Origin of the sequence: Segetibacter aerophilus (assembly GCF_007991655.1) — a bacterium.
Taxonomy (GTDB): domain Bacteria; phylum Bacteroidota; class Bacteroidia; order Chitinophagales; family Chitinophagaceae; genus Segetibacter; species Segetibacter aerophilus.
The window spans coordinates 276,523-290,526 of sequence record NZ_BJYT01000004.1 but is presented as its reverse complement, the minus strand read 5'-3'; the positions used below and the strand labels follow the sequence as shown (position 1 = coordinate 290,526).

The 14,004-nt window shown below is 39.7% G+C and carries 15 protein-coding genes; 5 read left to right on the top strand and 10 right to left on the bottom strand.

All coding sequences use genetic code 11. The features are described 5' to 3' along the window. Window positions 1-83: 83 nt before the first annotated feature. From SAE01_RS07300 to sppA, 3 genes are all read right to left on the bottom strand, one after another. On the bottom strand, window positions 84-584 hold the full coding sequence (locus SAE01_RS07300) for an SRPBCC family protein (RefSeq protein WP_147203012.1): 501 nt from the start codon (window positions 582-584) through the stop codon (window positions 84-86). A gap of 1 nt (window position 585) precedes the next feature. Further along, window positions 586-1,692, bottom strand: coding sequence for an ABC transporter permease (locus tag SAE01_RS07295; protein WP_147203011.1), 1,107 nt, complete (start codon window positions 1,690-1,692; stop codon window positions 586-588). 79 nt (window positions 1,693-1,771) lie between these two features. After that, window positions 1,772-3,526, bottom strand: a complete 1,755-nt coding sequence (gene sppA, locus SAE01_RS07290; protein WP_147203009.1) for a signal peptide peptidase SppA — start codon at window positions 3,524-3,526, stop codon at window positions 1,772-1,774. 61 nt (window positions 3,527-3,587) lie between these two features. Here sppA and folK point away from each other — a divergent pair, with 61 nt between their 5' ends. Then, window positions 3,588-4,073, top strand: a complete 486-nt coding sequence (folK, locus tag SAE01_RS07285) for a 2-amino-4-hydroxy-6-hydroxymethyldihydropteridine diphosphokinase (RefSeq protein ID WP_174834605.1) — start codon at window positions 3,588-3,590, stop codon at window positions 4,071-4,073. A gap of 198 nt (window positions 4,074-4,271) precedes the next feature. Here folK and SAE01_RS07280 read toward each other — a convergent pair whose 3' ends face one another. The 3 genes from SAE01_RS07280 to SAE01_RS07270 all read right to left on the bottom strand — a co-directional run bounded on the left by SAE01_RS07280 (window position 4,272) and on the right by SAE01_RS07270 (window position 6,010). Then, window positions 4,272-4,601 carry a DMT family protein gene (locus tag SAE01_RS07280; RefSeq protein WP_147203007.1) on the bottom strand — a complete coding sequence of 110 codons (330 nt, stop codon included), beginning with the start codon at window positions 4,599-4,601 and terminating at the stop codon, window positions 4,272-4,274. Between the two features lie 100 nt (window positions 4,602-4,701). After that, window positions 4,702-5,130: a hypothetical protein gene (locus SAE01_RS07275; protein WP_147203005.1), complete on the bottom strand. Its 429-nt coding sequence runs from the start codon at window positions 5,128-5,130 to the stop codon at window positions 4,702-4,704. 115 nt (window positions 5,131-5,245) lie between these two features. Beyond that, a complete protein-coding gene (locus SAE01_RS07270; RefSeq protein ID WP_246113181.1) occupies window positions 5,246-6,010 on the bottom strand; it encodes a L,D-transpeptidase family protein in 765 nt (254 codons plus the stop codon). 170 nt (window positions 6,011-6,180) lie between these two features. On the opposite strand from SAE01_RS07270, the gene SAE01_RS07265 reads away from it, so the two are divergent. Beyond that, entirely contained in the window at window positions 6,181-7,314 is a 1,134-nt protein-coding gene (locus SAE01_RS07265; RefSeq protein ID WP_147203004.1) for a 5-(carboxyamino)imidazole ribonucleotide synthase, read from the top strand. A 27-nt stretch (window positions 7,315-7,341) separates the two neighbouring features. Here SAE01_RS07265 and SAE01_RS07260 read toward each other — a convergent pair whose 3' ends face one another. Together SAE01_RS07260 and SAE01_RS07255 are read right to left on the bottom strand one after the other, a co-directional pair. Continuing rightward, window positions 7,342-7,638 (bottom strand): type II toxin-antitoxin system RelE/ParE family toxin, encoded by a 297-nt coding sequence (locus SAE01_RS07260; protein ID WP_147203003.1) that lies wholly within the window; start codon window positions 7,636-7,638, stop codon window positions 7,342-7,344. Next, a complete protein-coding gene (locus SAE01_RS07255; RefSeq protein WP_147203002.1) occupies window positions 7,623-7,865 on the bottom strand; it encodes a hypothetical protein in 243 nt (80 codons plus the stop codon). The genes SAE01_RS07260 and SAE01_RS07255 overlap by 16 nt, the downstream gene beginning before the upstream one ends. 151 nt (window positions 7,866-8,016) lie before the next feature. On the opposite strand from SAE01_RS07255, the gene SAE01_RS07250 reads away from it, so the two are divergent. Beyond that, window positions 8,017-9,030 carry a phosphatase PAP2 family protein gene (locus SAE01_RS07250; protein ID WP_147203001.1) on the top strand — a complete coding sequence of 338 codons (1,014 nt, stop codon included), beginning with the start codon at window positions 8,017-8,019 and terminating at the stop codon, window positions 9,028-9,030. Window positions 9,031-9,146: 116 nt separating this feature from the next. Next, on the top strand, window positions 9,147-9,770 hold the full coding sequence (locus SAE01_RS07245; RefSeq protein WP_246113180.1) for a DUF4142 domain-containing protein: 624 nt from the start codon (window positions 9,147-9,149) through the stop codon (window positions 9,768-9,770). Between the two features lie 204 nt (window positions 9,771-9,974). On the opposite strand, the gene SAE01_RS07240 is transcribed toward SAE01_RS07245, so the two are convergent. Then, window positions 9,975-10,556, bottom strand: a complete 582-nt coding sequence (locus SAE01_RS07240) for a DUF3347 domain-containing protein (RefSeq protein WP_147202999.1) — start codon at window positions 10,554-10,556, stop codon at window positions 9,975-9,977. A gap of 155 nt (window positions 10,557-10,711) precedes the next feature. Between SAE01_RS07240 and SAE01_RS07235 the strand changes: the two genes are divergently transcribed. After that, window positions 10,712-12,688, top strand: a complete 1,977-nt coding sequence (locus SAE01_RS07235) for an ABC-F family ATP-binding cassette domain-containing protein (protein ID WP_147202998.1) — start codon at window positions 10,712-10,714, stop codon at window positions 12,686-12,688. Between the two features lie 111 nt (window positions 12,689-12,799). Here SAE01_RS07235 and SAE01_RS07230 read toward each other — a convergent pair whose 3' ends face one another. Beyond that, entirely contained in the window at window positions 12,800-13,846 is a 1,047-nt protein-coding gene (locus tag SAE01_RS07230) for a formimidoylglutamase (RefSeq protein WP_147202997.1), read from the bottom strand. Between the last annotated feature and the right edge of the window lie 158 nt (window positions 13,847-14,004).

The following is a 14,004-nucleotide window of genomic DNA, read 5'->3' as shown; positions in this document are numbered from 1 at the left end:
CCACGCACGAGTTTTTCGTTCTTTAAAAAAGAGAACAAGTTTTAGGACGGTACTTGGAAGAATTGATAGACAGCGAGCATAATTTATTTCTCAACCAACTTCTTCAGGTTGTCAAGCGATTTCTCCATCCCCGGACCCATAATTTTATCTGAAGCGATAGAAGCGAATTTTTCCCATGGATACCAAGGAACGTGCTGGCTAAAATGCCACTGCACAGTTATATGACTTCCACTATCCTGTTTGAAAATATTAAAATCGCCGTGTAAGGTTTTGCTACCCGATGTCCATAGCGTCGTTATTTTGCCAGCCTTGGCCTCGACGAGATCAATCGTTGTTCTACCAATTTTTATCGAAGCCCCTACACCAAAGGAATTTTTAGAAACGATTGCTTGAGAAGAATCATAATTAGCAAACCAATATTTCCGCCTGGACAGATCACTAATGTTGGCAGAAACAGAATCAGCCGGTGCGCTTATGTCGATGGCTCTTGAAACGTTTACGGTAGAAGGAAGCAACAGGGATATGGCTGTTATAACCAAAAAAAGAAAAACGATACTAATTAATCCAAGCTTTATAAATCTCATGTTATTCCCACTTAAAAACCTTTATAGCAACAGCATATACAACAACAGACCACAGGCCAAGGATTCCTATTTCGGTAAGGCAATCACTTAAATGTGCACCCTCAAAAGCAATTTTACGCATCGCATTGTTGAAGTGCGTTAGCGGGAGCACTTTACAAATAGGCTGAAGCCATGAGGGAAATACGTCTATTGGAAAGAAAGTTCCTGCCAGTAAAAACTGCGGTAAGGTAACGATGTTGGCTAATGGCGGAATGGTACTTTCTGTTTTGGCGATTCCGCTAACAATAAACCCGAAACCCATAAACAGGATTAAGGCGATAAAGCTTAGCACCATTATCTCAAGAAAAGTTTCTAGTCCATGCACGAGTGTATAATGGAAAGCAAAACGACCAATCAAAATAATGATGACAGCAGTAGACAATTGGAATATGACCCGGCTTAAAGCTTCACCCAAAATAATATAAGAACGCTGAATCGGAGTGGCGTAAAATCGTTTGAGCACCAGTTGTTGCCGAAGGTTAAAAAAAAGAAACGCTACACCGAACACCCCTGCACTCAATAACGAAAAGCCAAGTTGACCGGGCAAAATAAAATCTATAGTGCGATAAGTTCTTCCTGGTATTTTTTGGACGTCCTCATTAATTGTAGCAAACGTTGGAGTGTTAGGATATGCCTTTTCGTCAACCTTACTAATGATGGAACCAATAATAGATTTTAAAACCTGTAAGTTTTGAGGATTGACCGATTCGGAGCTTTTTAGCTGAATGATATAGGGAGGATTTTGAGCGAGATTTTTTTGAATATTAACGATAGCTGTCAGGCGTCCCTTTTCTAAATCTTCGTTTAATTCAACATCTGACTTGCTTGCAATTTTTATCCCAGGTACACTTTTTAAACCTAGAAATACAGGATTTGTTGTGTCAGAATTTTTGTCAACTGCTATGGTAAAAGAAACTTTACCACCTCCGCCTATAAAGCCAAAAACAAGGATAAAGATCAAAGGAAAAGCAAGGCTAAAAACAACGGTAGAAGGACTTCGTAAAATTGCTTTTAAACTTGACTTAGTAATCGCCAGCATCGCTGTTAGCTGGTTGTATTCTCCTTTCATAATCTCTGTTGAGGGCGCAAATCTATCTTAATGGAGTCAACGTTTTGCTGAACATCTAAAAAGGTTGATGAACAAGTTGTTATCTTATATTAAGTTCAAAAGGTAAACGGGTTTGAGGAACTGCAACCATCTTACGAATATTTTTTAGCTGCTGAAGGATCGAATATTGCTCTTCGCCAATCTCTTCCTTGATAGTTTTTACTTTCACTTCGTTTGAATAATTATTGAGGAACTTTTCCAAAACTCCTTTTTGTTCGGGGTATTCTTTCAATTGGAAGTCATTAAGTTTCGCCATACGTGCGGCACAGTTTACAGCGTCGTTTATATTGCCAAGGCGATCAACAAGACCAAGTTTCAATGCTCTTTCACCTGTCCACACACGACCTTGGGCTATGCTATCTACAATTTGCATCGACAACTTTCTTCCTTCAGCCACGCGACCTTTGAAAGCAGTATAAATGGTATCAATAGTATTTTGAATAAATTGTTTTTCGGCAGTATTCAAAGGTCTGATTGTAGAAGGCATATCAGCAAAAGGCCCGGTTTTAACTCCGTCGAAAGTAATACCAAGCTTATTATTCATAAACTTCTTCGTGTTGGGGATAATACCAAAGACACCGATGGAGCCGGTGATGGTATTTGGTTGGGCAAAAATGCTATCTGCATTACATGAAATGTAATAACCACCGGAAGCGGCAACATCTCCAAAACTTACTATAACTGGTTTTGCTTTTTTCGCAATCGTAATTTCGCGCCAGATTTCCTCACTTGCCAACGCACTTCCACCTGGCGAGTTTACGCGAAAGACGATGGCTTTAATATTCTTGTCAAGTCTTGCTTTCCTAATCAGGTTTCTGTATAAGTCCGAGCCTATTTCCCCATCCTTTCCTTTTCCATCATTGAGTTCGCCTTCGGCATAAATGATTGCAATCTTGCTTCCTGAACTGGCTGTAAAATCAACGGCCTTTGCATACTTACCAAGGCTAATGAAATTAATTTTCGCTGTCGGTTCAATTCTAATATTTTGGATGATCTCATTTTTTACCTCGTCGTCGTATTTCACCCCATCGATTAGATGATACTGAGCTGCTTCGGTCGCTGTCTGTATGGCACCACTATTGGCAAGTTCGTGCAACTTTGCTGTATCTAGTTTGCTTTTGTCTCTCGCTGCAAGTAAAATATGACTGTACAAATCATTTAGGTAAACAGACGTTTGCAACTTATTCGGCTCTGTCATTTCATATGCTCGCAAAGGTTCTGTTGCACTTTTAAACTTGCCTGCGTAAAAAATCTGTGGTTCAATTTCCAGTTTATCAAGTGCTCCCTTTAAGAAGAGTAAGGTGGTTGCGAGACCATGCCAGTCAACTGTTCCTTTGGGATTACAGTAAATTTTGTCGGCCGCACTGGCAACATAATATGCTTTCTGGCTAATAACGTCGCCAAATGCAATTACGAACTTGTGGCTTTTTTTAAAGTCTATCAGTGCATTTCTAAGTTCTTCACTTCCCGCAAAACCATTTGCGTTGTCTTCTGCTTTTATATAAATGCCTTTCACAGAACTATCGCTTTTTGCATATTCGATCATTCTAACTACATCGTAAAGGCCTGGTACATTCTCATCGGCATTCCCTCTGATTATATTAAAAGCGTCGTCTGCTTTTTGTTCTTTGTACTCTTTGGTTAGGTCAAGAAGTAGCACAGCTTTATTTCCCACTTCGGGTTTGTCTCCCGATGTCGCACTCGCAACCATACCTATTACAATCAACACTCCAATAAACACAAACACAATTAGCGCAAGCAATGAAGCAAAAAATATTTTAAAGAAACTTCTCATTATCAAATCGTGATTAAGGGCACAATTTAAAGATATTTGAACGGCTTAATCAATGAGTTTTATGACCGACATCTATTTATTGACGGGTGGAAATATGGGAGATCGTTTGCGTTATCTCGAAAAAGCTTGTCAATTCATCGAAAGTAAGGTTGACGCTGTTGTGAAAAAATCCTCGATTTATGAAACGGCGGCGTGGGGGTTTACCGAACAACAAGCTTTTTTAAACCAGGTAATTTGTGTTAACACTGAGCTGAAACCAAATGAACTATTGCAGGAACTTTTAAGTATTGAATTGCAGCTCGGTCGGGAACGAGTTGAAAAAATGGGACCCCGGGTGATAGATATTGACATCCTGTTTTATAGCAATCAGGTCATTTCTACTGCTAACCTGGTTGTCCCTCATCCCCGCATGGCAGAACGTCGCTTTGTCTTGGTTCCTCTGAACGAGATCGCACCTGGTTTTATACATCCAGTCTTCAACAAAACCGTCAATCAATTACTGGAAATTTGCCTGGACCTTTTGGAAGTGAAGCTTTATAAAGGATAGATCGAAAGCAATCTTTTTCGTGTATATTCCTCACGATCAAATAAAAATCATTTTGCTTTTAAACTTACAAAACATGCAGTAGTCTATGATTGAAAGAGAGCAAATAAAAGCATCGCAAATAAAATCGTTTCTTGTTTTTTGGTAAAGTTGATGGTTTATGCAAGCATGGTTTACAGGGGCGTTCCGAAAGGGATGCCCTTATTTTTTAAAGGCGAAATAAACAGCTCCGAGGATAAAAGCAAAGCTGACCAGGTACTTCCAATGCAACGCCTCTTTTAGATAAAAGACGGCGAAAAAACTAAAAACAATCAATGTAATTACCTCTTGTATTATTTTCAATTGAAATCCATTCCATCCCGAAGCAAACCCTAAACGATTCGCGGGCACTGTGAGGCAGTACTCAAAAAAAGCAATTCCCCAACTTATTACAATGGCTTTCCATATTGGAATTCCTTTGTCTTTTAAATGCCAATACCAGGCAAACGTCATAAAAATGTTTGAAACAACTAACATCGAGATTGTCTTCATACCTAACTTATTTTTTATGGACCGTAACTGAAGCACGAGCTGTTTCTTCAACGGAACTTGTTATTGTTTTTTTCTCTAAAGCAAAAAAAGTAAGCCAGCGTTACTCATCATACTTACGCTTTCTTGGAAGTGATTTAGCAGGACCAGAGTTATCGTGTCCCACAATTGACTTTGCAGCAAGAAAAAGAATAACAAAGAAAACAGAGGTATAAATCAATTCCTGCCATTTTATCCAATAACCAATAAAGGCATAAATACTCGATACGGCAGGGTCAGAGGGGTTATAGATAATGGTGACTTGCTGCCCTTGTTTGTAAGGAGTGAGAAACCAGCTATTCGTTTTGTGCTGCAGCTTTTCGTTTCCAACGCGGTAATCAATTAACAACTCCGGTTCATTTGTCTCTTCAGAAAAAGAAGCCTTTGAAACAACCCCCTTTATAAACTCACCTTCAAAATAATCCGGTATACGGGTAAAAAGTACATAAGAGGAAAATATGATCACATACAATATGAAGACAACTTTGTACATGTGTAACAGGATTATGCGCAAAGAAAACGAAAACTGCTAAGTGTGTTGTTCTTACATGAGGGAAACAAAAAAGGCTGACGTTGGTCAACCTTTCTTGTAAATATATTTTTGAGGGCTACATTACTATGTAGTCACCTTTCTTATTAATAGAAATTAGAGGAAGGCGCTTTTTTTCTTCAAAGTAATCAAACACTTCTTTTATCTTAATTGCAAAGCGCTGCAAGTCCTGGTTATCTTTTGTCGTCTTTGCCAGGTACTCAAAACTTTTCCTGTTGTTAAACCTGATGGGAAATATATGAACCGGAATAAAGTCCTGACCCTGATTTTTAGCCTCAGCAGCAAGAATATACAGCTCTTCGATCTGGTCGTTCTGCAAAGGAATGCAGCCAATAGTCACACAGTTGCCATGAATGTAAATATCACCTCCAGGGTTGGCTGAGTCACTTAAAACCTTGTCTGAAGCATTTGGATAATTAATTCCAAGCGATAAGTGATAACTGCTATTCGGATTAAATTCATTGATGTAGTAAAAACCTTCAGGAACCTGGTAGTCGCCCTGCATCCGCTTTGGGCCAATTGCACCGGCCATCGCACAGACCTTATATGTTTTGAAGAGTTTGAAAGGCTGACCGTTTGTGTACCGGACCCAAACTTCCAACTGGCTATCATATTTGAAAGAGCGGACGTAAATCTGCTTTGCCGGCCAAGGAAGTCCCTGCTTCGCGAACTGGCTTTTTAGTGTATCCTCTTTTAACCTAAGCGCATTTGCTACTTTGGGGTAGGTTCGTTGATAATCAATAAAAGAAGGTTGGGCAAAAACAGTCGACGAGACAACTTGTAGAACAAAGACCAAAAACAGAGAGGATAGTAAACGTTTCATCGGAGTCAAAAATATTCTTTACAGGTTGATTAACGGGAAAAGTAAAGTTAAAGTATGAAAAAGTGCAATTTAAAAGGTAGGATGTGCATTAGTTCCGCGTTGTAAAATATTTTTAGAACAGTAGTCGGAATGGTATCTTCGCGCCTTCCAGAAAGTAATTAATAAGTAATATGAAAGTAGGCATTCTTGGTGGCGGACAATTGGGTCGTATGTTGTTACAGTCAGCACTAAATTATCCCGTTGAGACATTTGTTATGGAAAATGATCCAAACTGTCCGTCTGCCCATTTGTGCCATCATTTTGTTACCGGCAATATCCAGGACTTTGACGCCGTATACAATTTCGGCAAAACACTTGATGCCATTACCATAGAAATCGAAGCGGTTAATGTAGGTGCGCTGGAGAAATTAGAAAGCGAAGGCGTGGCAGTATTTCCTAATAGTTCGGCTATTAAAACGATTAAAAATAAAATACTGCAAAAGCAGTTTTATAAAGCCAGCCAGATCCCTTCTCCTGAATTCCTGGTAACAAATAGTCTTTCCGAGTTACGGGTACAAACCTCTTTTTTACCTGCGGTACACAAGATTGCAGAAGGAGGCTATGACGGTCGCGGAGTACAAATTTTAAGGACAGCCGCAGACTTCGAAAAAGGGTTTGATGCGCCGTCTGTCTTAGAAAAAATGGTCACCATAAAAAAGGAAATAGCATTAATGGTGGCCATGAACGCAAAAGGTGAGACAGCCATCTATCCACCCGCCGAAATGTTTTTTGATCCTGTTTTAAACTTGCTTGACTTCCAGGTAAGTCCGGCCCAGATCCCGCCAAACGCATTATGGAAAGCGGAGGCGGTGGCATTGAGAGTAGTGAAAGAATTAAAAAGCCCGGGCATTTTTGCAGTCGAAATGTTTATTGATAAAAATGATGAAGTGTGGGTGAACGAAACTGCTCCACGTGTACATAACAGCGGCCATCATACAATTGAAGCGAACTACAGTAGTCAGTTCGATATGCTTTGGCGGGTCATACTTAACTACCCTCTTGGAAACACGGATCCCATTCTTCCGGCGGCCATTGTAAACGTTTTAGGAAAGGAAAATTTTTCCGGAAAAGCGATCTACAAAGGGCTGCAGGATGTGCTGAAACTTGACAACGTTTTCGTGCACTTATACGGAAAGCGCGAAACAAAACCAGGACGGAAAATGGGCCACGTTACTATTCTAAGCAACGAAAGGCAGGAACTCATTCATACCGCGCTTAAGATAAAGAAGATGCTTGCGGTAGAAAGTGAGGTCGATAACCTTTAGAAGAGCTTTCAACACGCCCGGAAATAATTAATAAAATCTACTTTTTTTAATGTCTTTGCTATAGGCGTAAATACTTAGTAACACGAGATGTTTTCCTTCAAGCGAAAAGAAAACGGCGTTCTTACGATCAAGTTTATAAATATACACGGCAGTTTTAGAAGTTGGGCGACCAAGGGAAGGTATCGCTGCCAGTCGTTCTAATTTGTTGTATGATCTTAGTATAAATTTTTCTGCAACTTGTTGAGACCATTCTTCTTTAAGGGATTTTACAATTTGCCTGAGATCATTATCAGCTTCTGCTGACCATACTATTTCAAAAGCCATTGCTGCATCTTTGATTTCATCTCTTCGTGGGTGATATACCGGCCGTCTTTATAGTCGTTCAATGCTCGAAGAATTTTAGTTTGAAGTTCCAAAGGAAGGTTGCCCAGGGTAACATCTTCTACTCCTGCCTGTGGATGTACCAACTCATATACTTCCTCAATTAATAGTTCATCGCTAGTTGATTGAAGTGCATTAATAATTTCCTTCTTTTTATCTCCAACTTCCATAAGTGACTTTTAGTAGCTAAAATTACTGGAAACGAATGGAAAATTAAAAAGCCTACGACAAAGGAAAAAGGTATCGGAGTCTTTTATATTTTAATAAACCTCCCAGTATTTGTTTTCAATCTAAATTTGGCCTTCTACTATTTCTTTACCGATGAACAAAGCTTTTCTCTCTGCCCTGCTTCTTTGCTTTTTTAATTCATTTCTCGTTAATGCACAAACTACTATTTTAACCGACACTACTACCCCCCCTAGCAAAGTTGCCAAAACGGAAATGCGATATGATGTAGGCAACGGGAAAACTCTGATCTATAAAACGCCTAAGAAATTTGCTTTCATAACCGATTTACCCAAAGATGCTGCAGGTATCGTAACTACAACTTTCAGCAAAAAAAGCATTAAACCTTTGTTAGCTATAGCAGCAAGTACGGGCCTCTTAATAATCGCGGATCAGCCAATAACAGATGGAGTCGAAGATTTTTCAAGACGGATACATTTAAGTCCTGACGAGAAGAACAAAAACGTGATTGTAAAGCTCGGAAGTAAGGACGTAGCACTTCTTCGATTCCCTGGAAATTTAAACACCGCATTCTACCAGGTTGGTCAAGGTTTTCCAAGCTTATTAATTGGTGCCGGTTTATATACTTACGGAAAGATTAAGGATGACTACCGGGCTTTAAGTACTGCAAGTCAACTTGCAGAAGCTTTTATTCTGATGGGTGTAGGTACGCAAATAGTTAAGAGAATAACAGGAAGACAAAATCCGAGCGAGTCCACCGTGCCCGCGGGAGAATGGCACCCTTTTCCTTCTTTCTCAGATTATCAAAATTACACGCCCAATTACGACGCTTTCCCTTCTGGTCACCTTGCAACACTAATGTCGTCTATTACCATTTTCTCCGAAAACTATCCTGAAAAAAAATGGATTAAACCGGTAGGATTTTCACTTACAGGATTAGTTGCTTACTCGATGATTAATAACAAGGTGCATTGGGCAAGCGACTATCCATTAGCGTTGGGAATGGGTTACCTCTGTGCAAAACAGGTGGTAAAACGAAACAGGCGAGTGGAGTCCAAAACGGGCGCACGTAAAAAACGTGGAGAATTAGAATACACTTTTAATTACGTTGGGGGATCTTTTATGCCAGGAGTCATTTATAAATTTTGAGTTTGTTTAACCCTTATAAATCTGGATAGATCGCAAGGCTTAACAAAAACGTAAACACCTTAACGCTACCTATTGGCATACTTTTTTTGATATTATCGTTAATTAAATCATTGATAATGAAAAAATTAATAATGCCTTTTGGCCTGATGGCCTTTCTTGCTTTCGCGTCCGGATGCGGTGGAGGCACAAGCACTGACACAACAACAAGTGGTGATACATCTACTACCGTTAGTACTACTACAGACACGTCTACTGATGCATCTGCATCAAACACAACCGCGATTGGCGGCAACTCTGACACCAGCATGGCCGAAGATCGCGAGTTTGTAATGGAAGCTGCTAGTGGAGGGCTAATGGAAGTTGCTCTTGGAAAAATTGCAGCTACTAATGCGGCATCAGCGCAGGTAAAAGAATTTGGTCGGATGATGGTTACAGATCACACGAAAGCCAATGCAGAACTTAAAGCGGTTGCTGCAAAAAAGAATGTAACGGTTTCTCCGCACCCTATGGAAAAACATCAAAAGCACATAGATGAATTACAGGCTAAAAAGGGTGCCGACTTCGATAAAGCTTACGTAGAAATGATGGTCGACGACCACAAAGAAGATGTTAGCAAATTTGAAGATGAAGCAAGTAAAGGAAACGATGCAGACGTAAAAGTCTTTGCTACTAAAACTCTTCCCGTGCTAAAAAAACACCTGGAGCACATTCAAAAAATACAGGATGGAATGAAGAAGTAAGCCTTGCTTAATAATTCAGGATCTTAAAAAAAGAGAGGACGTGTTTCACGCCCTCTCTTTTGATTTTAGGTTGACAACACTTTATTTTCAAACTTGTTATTAATAGTGCTAAATGGAAATGTGGGTGACATAATCATGCTACCAATGAAAAATCCTGTCGTAAGTAAACAGGATTTTTTATGAATTGAATTATTAAACTTTTGGTTATTTCCCTCTAAAATCTATTGAGTCTTTCACCTCACCGCAGGTCAGCATCTTCCTACCGAAATAAGGATTTTTAACATCTGCTGTTGCACTTAACCAATAGGCACCGGCATCATTAAAAGCCATCGGGCAGAACTGGTGATAAACTACATCTTTGTCAAAACGTACCGTTCTTACAAGGTCATACATCGCATCGCTAATTATTTGAAATGATTTACGCTTCGCTTCAATATCTTTCTCCTGCCCCAACGCTTTCGCCTCAGAAGATACAGTCTGCAAATATCCTTTAGCCATCTCAACTATACTGCTGTCAGCCTTCACTTCATCCAATTTCAACCCATCTGCACTGGTAACCAAAAGACTTGCAGAAGAAGTAGCCATGTCACTATTTGATAATACAAAAGCGTCTTTTAAATGATAGTAATTATTCAATAAGTCAGTAAACTTTACATTAAAATCAGAGGAGTTTTTCGTCTGGGTTAAAGGCTCATCCTTTTTTGCTTCCTGGGCCGGAGTATTTTCAGAAGAACCACCACAGGAAGTTAAGATAGCCAAGGCGGCAATCGCCATATATTTTCTCATGTTAAAAAACGTTTTTACAAAAGTAAATGAAATTGCTTTCCAAAGTCATTGCCATACTTTTGCAAATCGTCCTTAAAACCGTTAAAACGGGAATAAATTAAGAGGAGCTTTTTTTATTAATTTAAAATTTAAACCCTTTTCGGGTTGGGGTAATTATGTTATTAGGTCTTCAAAATGTTACGTTCGAATTTGGTGCAAGGGTTATTGTAAGTGATGCAACATGGCATATTCAACCGGGTGATCGCATTGGTCTCATTGGATACAACGGTACCGGAAAATCTACTTTGCTGAAAGTATTAGTTGGTCAATATTCGCCATCAGCAGGAACTGTTGAAAAAGGACGTGAAACGACGATCGGTTACCTACATCAGGACTTGCTAAGCTTTGATACAAACGAAAGCATTACAGGCGTTGCACTGGGTGCATTTGAACGTGTACAACAACTCGAAAAAGATATTGAAAGACTTGGTAAAGAATTAGAAGCAAATCCGGAAAGTGAAGAGATTTTATTAAAATATACTGACGCGCTACATGAGATGGACGTGTTGGACGGATACAACGTTCACTACAAAGCTGAAGAGGTTTTACACGGTCTTGGCTTTTCTAACGAAGATCTCGAGAAACCGTATAAGCAGTTCAGCGGAGGCTGGAGAATGCGTGTGCTGCTGGCTAAAATGATCTTACAAGCTCCCGATGTTTTATTGCTTGATGAACCTACTAACCACCTTGACCTACCGTCGATCGAATGGTTGGAAAAATACTTGTTGAACTATAAGGGAAGCGTCGTTATTGTCAGTCACGATAAGTTTTTCCTTAACCGAATGGTGAATAAGATTGTGGAATTATATCAAAGGCAGTTACACATCTACACTGGTAATTACGATTACTACGAGCGGGAGAAAGATATCCGGATAGACATGCAACAAAGGGCCTATGAAAATCAGCAGGATTACATTCGACAGCAGGAAAGATTTATAGAGCGCTTTAAGGCTAAGGCAAGTAAAGCTGCACAAGCACAAAGTGTGCAAAAGCGACTTGATAAGTTGGATGTAGTTGAGGATGTGCAGTTAGAGCGTCCCGACATCAGGATTAACTTTCAAATGGATAAAACACCGGGTCGCGTGTTGGTTTCTTTAAAACATATTAACAAGAGATTTGGCGATAATGTAATTCTCGAAAATGCTACCGGCGAAATTGACCGCGGTGATAAGATTGCATTGATTGGTGCGAATGGTAAAGGTAAATCTACCCTTTTGCGGATAGTGGCGGAAGCCGAAACTTTTGAAGGAGAAAGGGTGTGGGGACACAATGTAGACGAAAGCTTTTACGCTCAACATCAGTTAGAAGCTTTGAACCTTAATAACACGATTCTTGACGAAATGAAAGAATGTGGAAGCCAGAAAACTGAGATGGAACTGCGTAGCTTGCTAGGTGGATTTTTGTTTGGAGGTGATGATGTGGAAAAGAAAATTAAGGTATTGAGTGGAGGTGAAAAGGCACGTGTAGCCCTGGCAAAAACAATTGTAAGCAAAGCCAACTTCTTAATGCTCGATGAACCTACCAACCACCTTGATATGCACTCTGTGGAGTTATTGGCTGGAGCGCTAAACAAATATCCCGGTAGTTATATCCTGGTTAGTCACGACCGTTTTTTCATTTCTAAAACTGCTAATAAGATCTGGGAAATCGTTGATCACAAGATCAAAGAATTTAAAGGCACTTACCAGGAATGGGTTGAATGGAACGAGCGAATGGCGAAAATTGACGCGGATAAAAAAAGTGAAGGCGGAAAACCAAAAACCGAAAGTGTAAAAAAAGAAGAAGCGAAACCTGCAGCACCAATGCAGGAAAAAGCTGTCAGTAATGCTCCTGTTAACCGTGAGTTGCAAAGGGAATTGCAGAAGCAACAGAAAAGATTGATGGCTCTCGAAACCGAAATAAGCAAAGCCTCAGATGAAAGAGCGAGGCTTGAAAAGGCGCTTGGTGCCCCTGAAAATTATTCTGACAAAAAGAAATTTGCACTCGTTGAGAACGACTATAGAAAAGCCCACGACACGTTGCAATCTTTAAACAAAGAATACGAATCGCTTTTCGAAAAAGTAATGGAACTGGAAACACAGGCAGCAGGATAAGAGTCTCGAGACTTAAGCTGCTAGTTTCAAGCTACAAGCCTAGAACGTTTCTTGTTATCGTCGCTTCGCAGCTCAAGCTTGCGGCTTATAGCTAAACGCTTGAAGCTTTTTTCACTCTTTTGCCTTTAAAAAATCACTTACAAGATAAGCGATCAGCTTGCCGGTAGTTTCGCTGCTTCTTCCATCAGAAAGTCTCGTGGCTCCCTCACAAATGTGTAAGTACGCCGTCTTGCTATCTGCAGAAGCGTAAGATATAAATTGGCGTGCATGTAATGGCTCAACTCCACTTGGTGTAGCTGCACTACTTAGTGTATTTTCTATACAATCTAAATCAAGTTCAATACCTGTGTAGTTGTCTTCTGTAAAGGTTGTGGCGTGTGCAATTGCTTCCAGAAAATTTTTCTTCTCGTGGATAAAAATGTCCTCATAAGTTATAAAGTCTATGAAAGGATTATTCACCACATCCATCCAGATATTTTGGGTTAGGTAGTTTTCGTGAATGCCAATAACGCAGTACTTCTGCAGAAATCCATCTTCCTCAGCGTATGAAAAAGCATTGCCGCTATGTCGACCTTCTAAAGGCCTGAAATCAGCATGAGCATCGAGGTTGATGCAATTTATTGACGCCAGTGGAATGAGACCCGATTTGTACAATCCTTTTGCAGCGCCTTTGATGAGAGGGTAAGCATTATTGTGGCCTCCTCCAATAACAATGGGAATTTTATTATACTGTGTGATTAGTTTAACCAACGGCTCAACAGCTTCATCTACTTCATTTACCGCATGGCGATAAGCATCTACCTTTTCTTCAAAGTTGTGTGCATTGGTTTCTATCAATGCTTCTATTTCGGTAAAGTCAAACCTTCCAAGTAATATTATCTCGCTTCCTTCAAGGAAATCATTGCTTTGAATATTGACAAAAGAAGATAAGAAAGGCTGCCATGCTGTTCCTGTTCCCCCAACACCAAAATTCGCCCTGACTCCTATATCCTCAGGAATACCAAAAACTACAAACTTGGCTTTGGATTCTTTTAGCGACTCTTCCAGTTTATTAGGGTCTGAAATAACCAACAGTCGCTCTCCTAACTTAGTTTCAAACCGACGTGTATTGGTAATAGATAATATTTCCTGCTTACTGTAGAATTTGAAATACTTCATATGGTTATTTGGTTTTGCAGCTTTCTAAACCTAGTCCGTATTGGGTTTAGAAATAAAGAAGTAAATGTATCAATTTTATAACATCTCGCTTCGCTGGAAAAGAAATTCCAAATAACAATAAAAATGTTTCTTCTTGTACCCGCTAACACTAAAGGCTA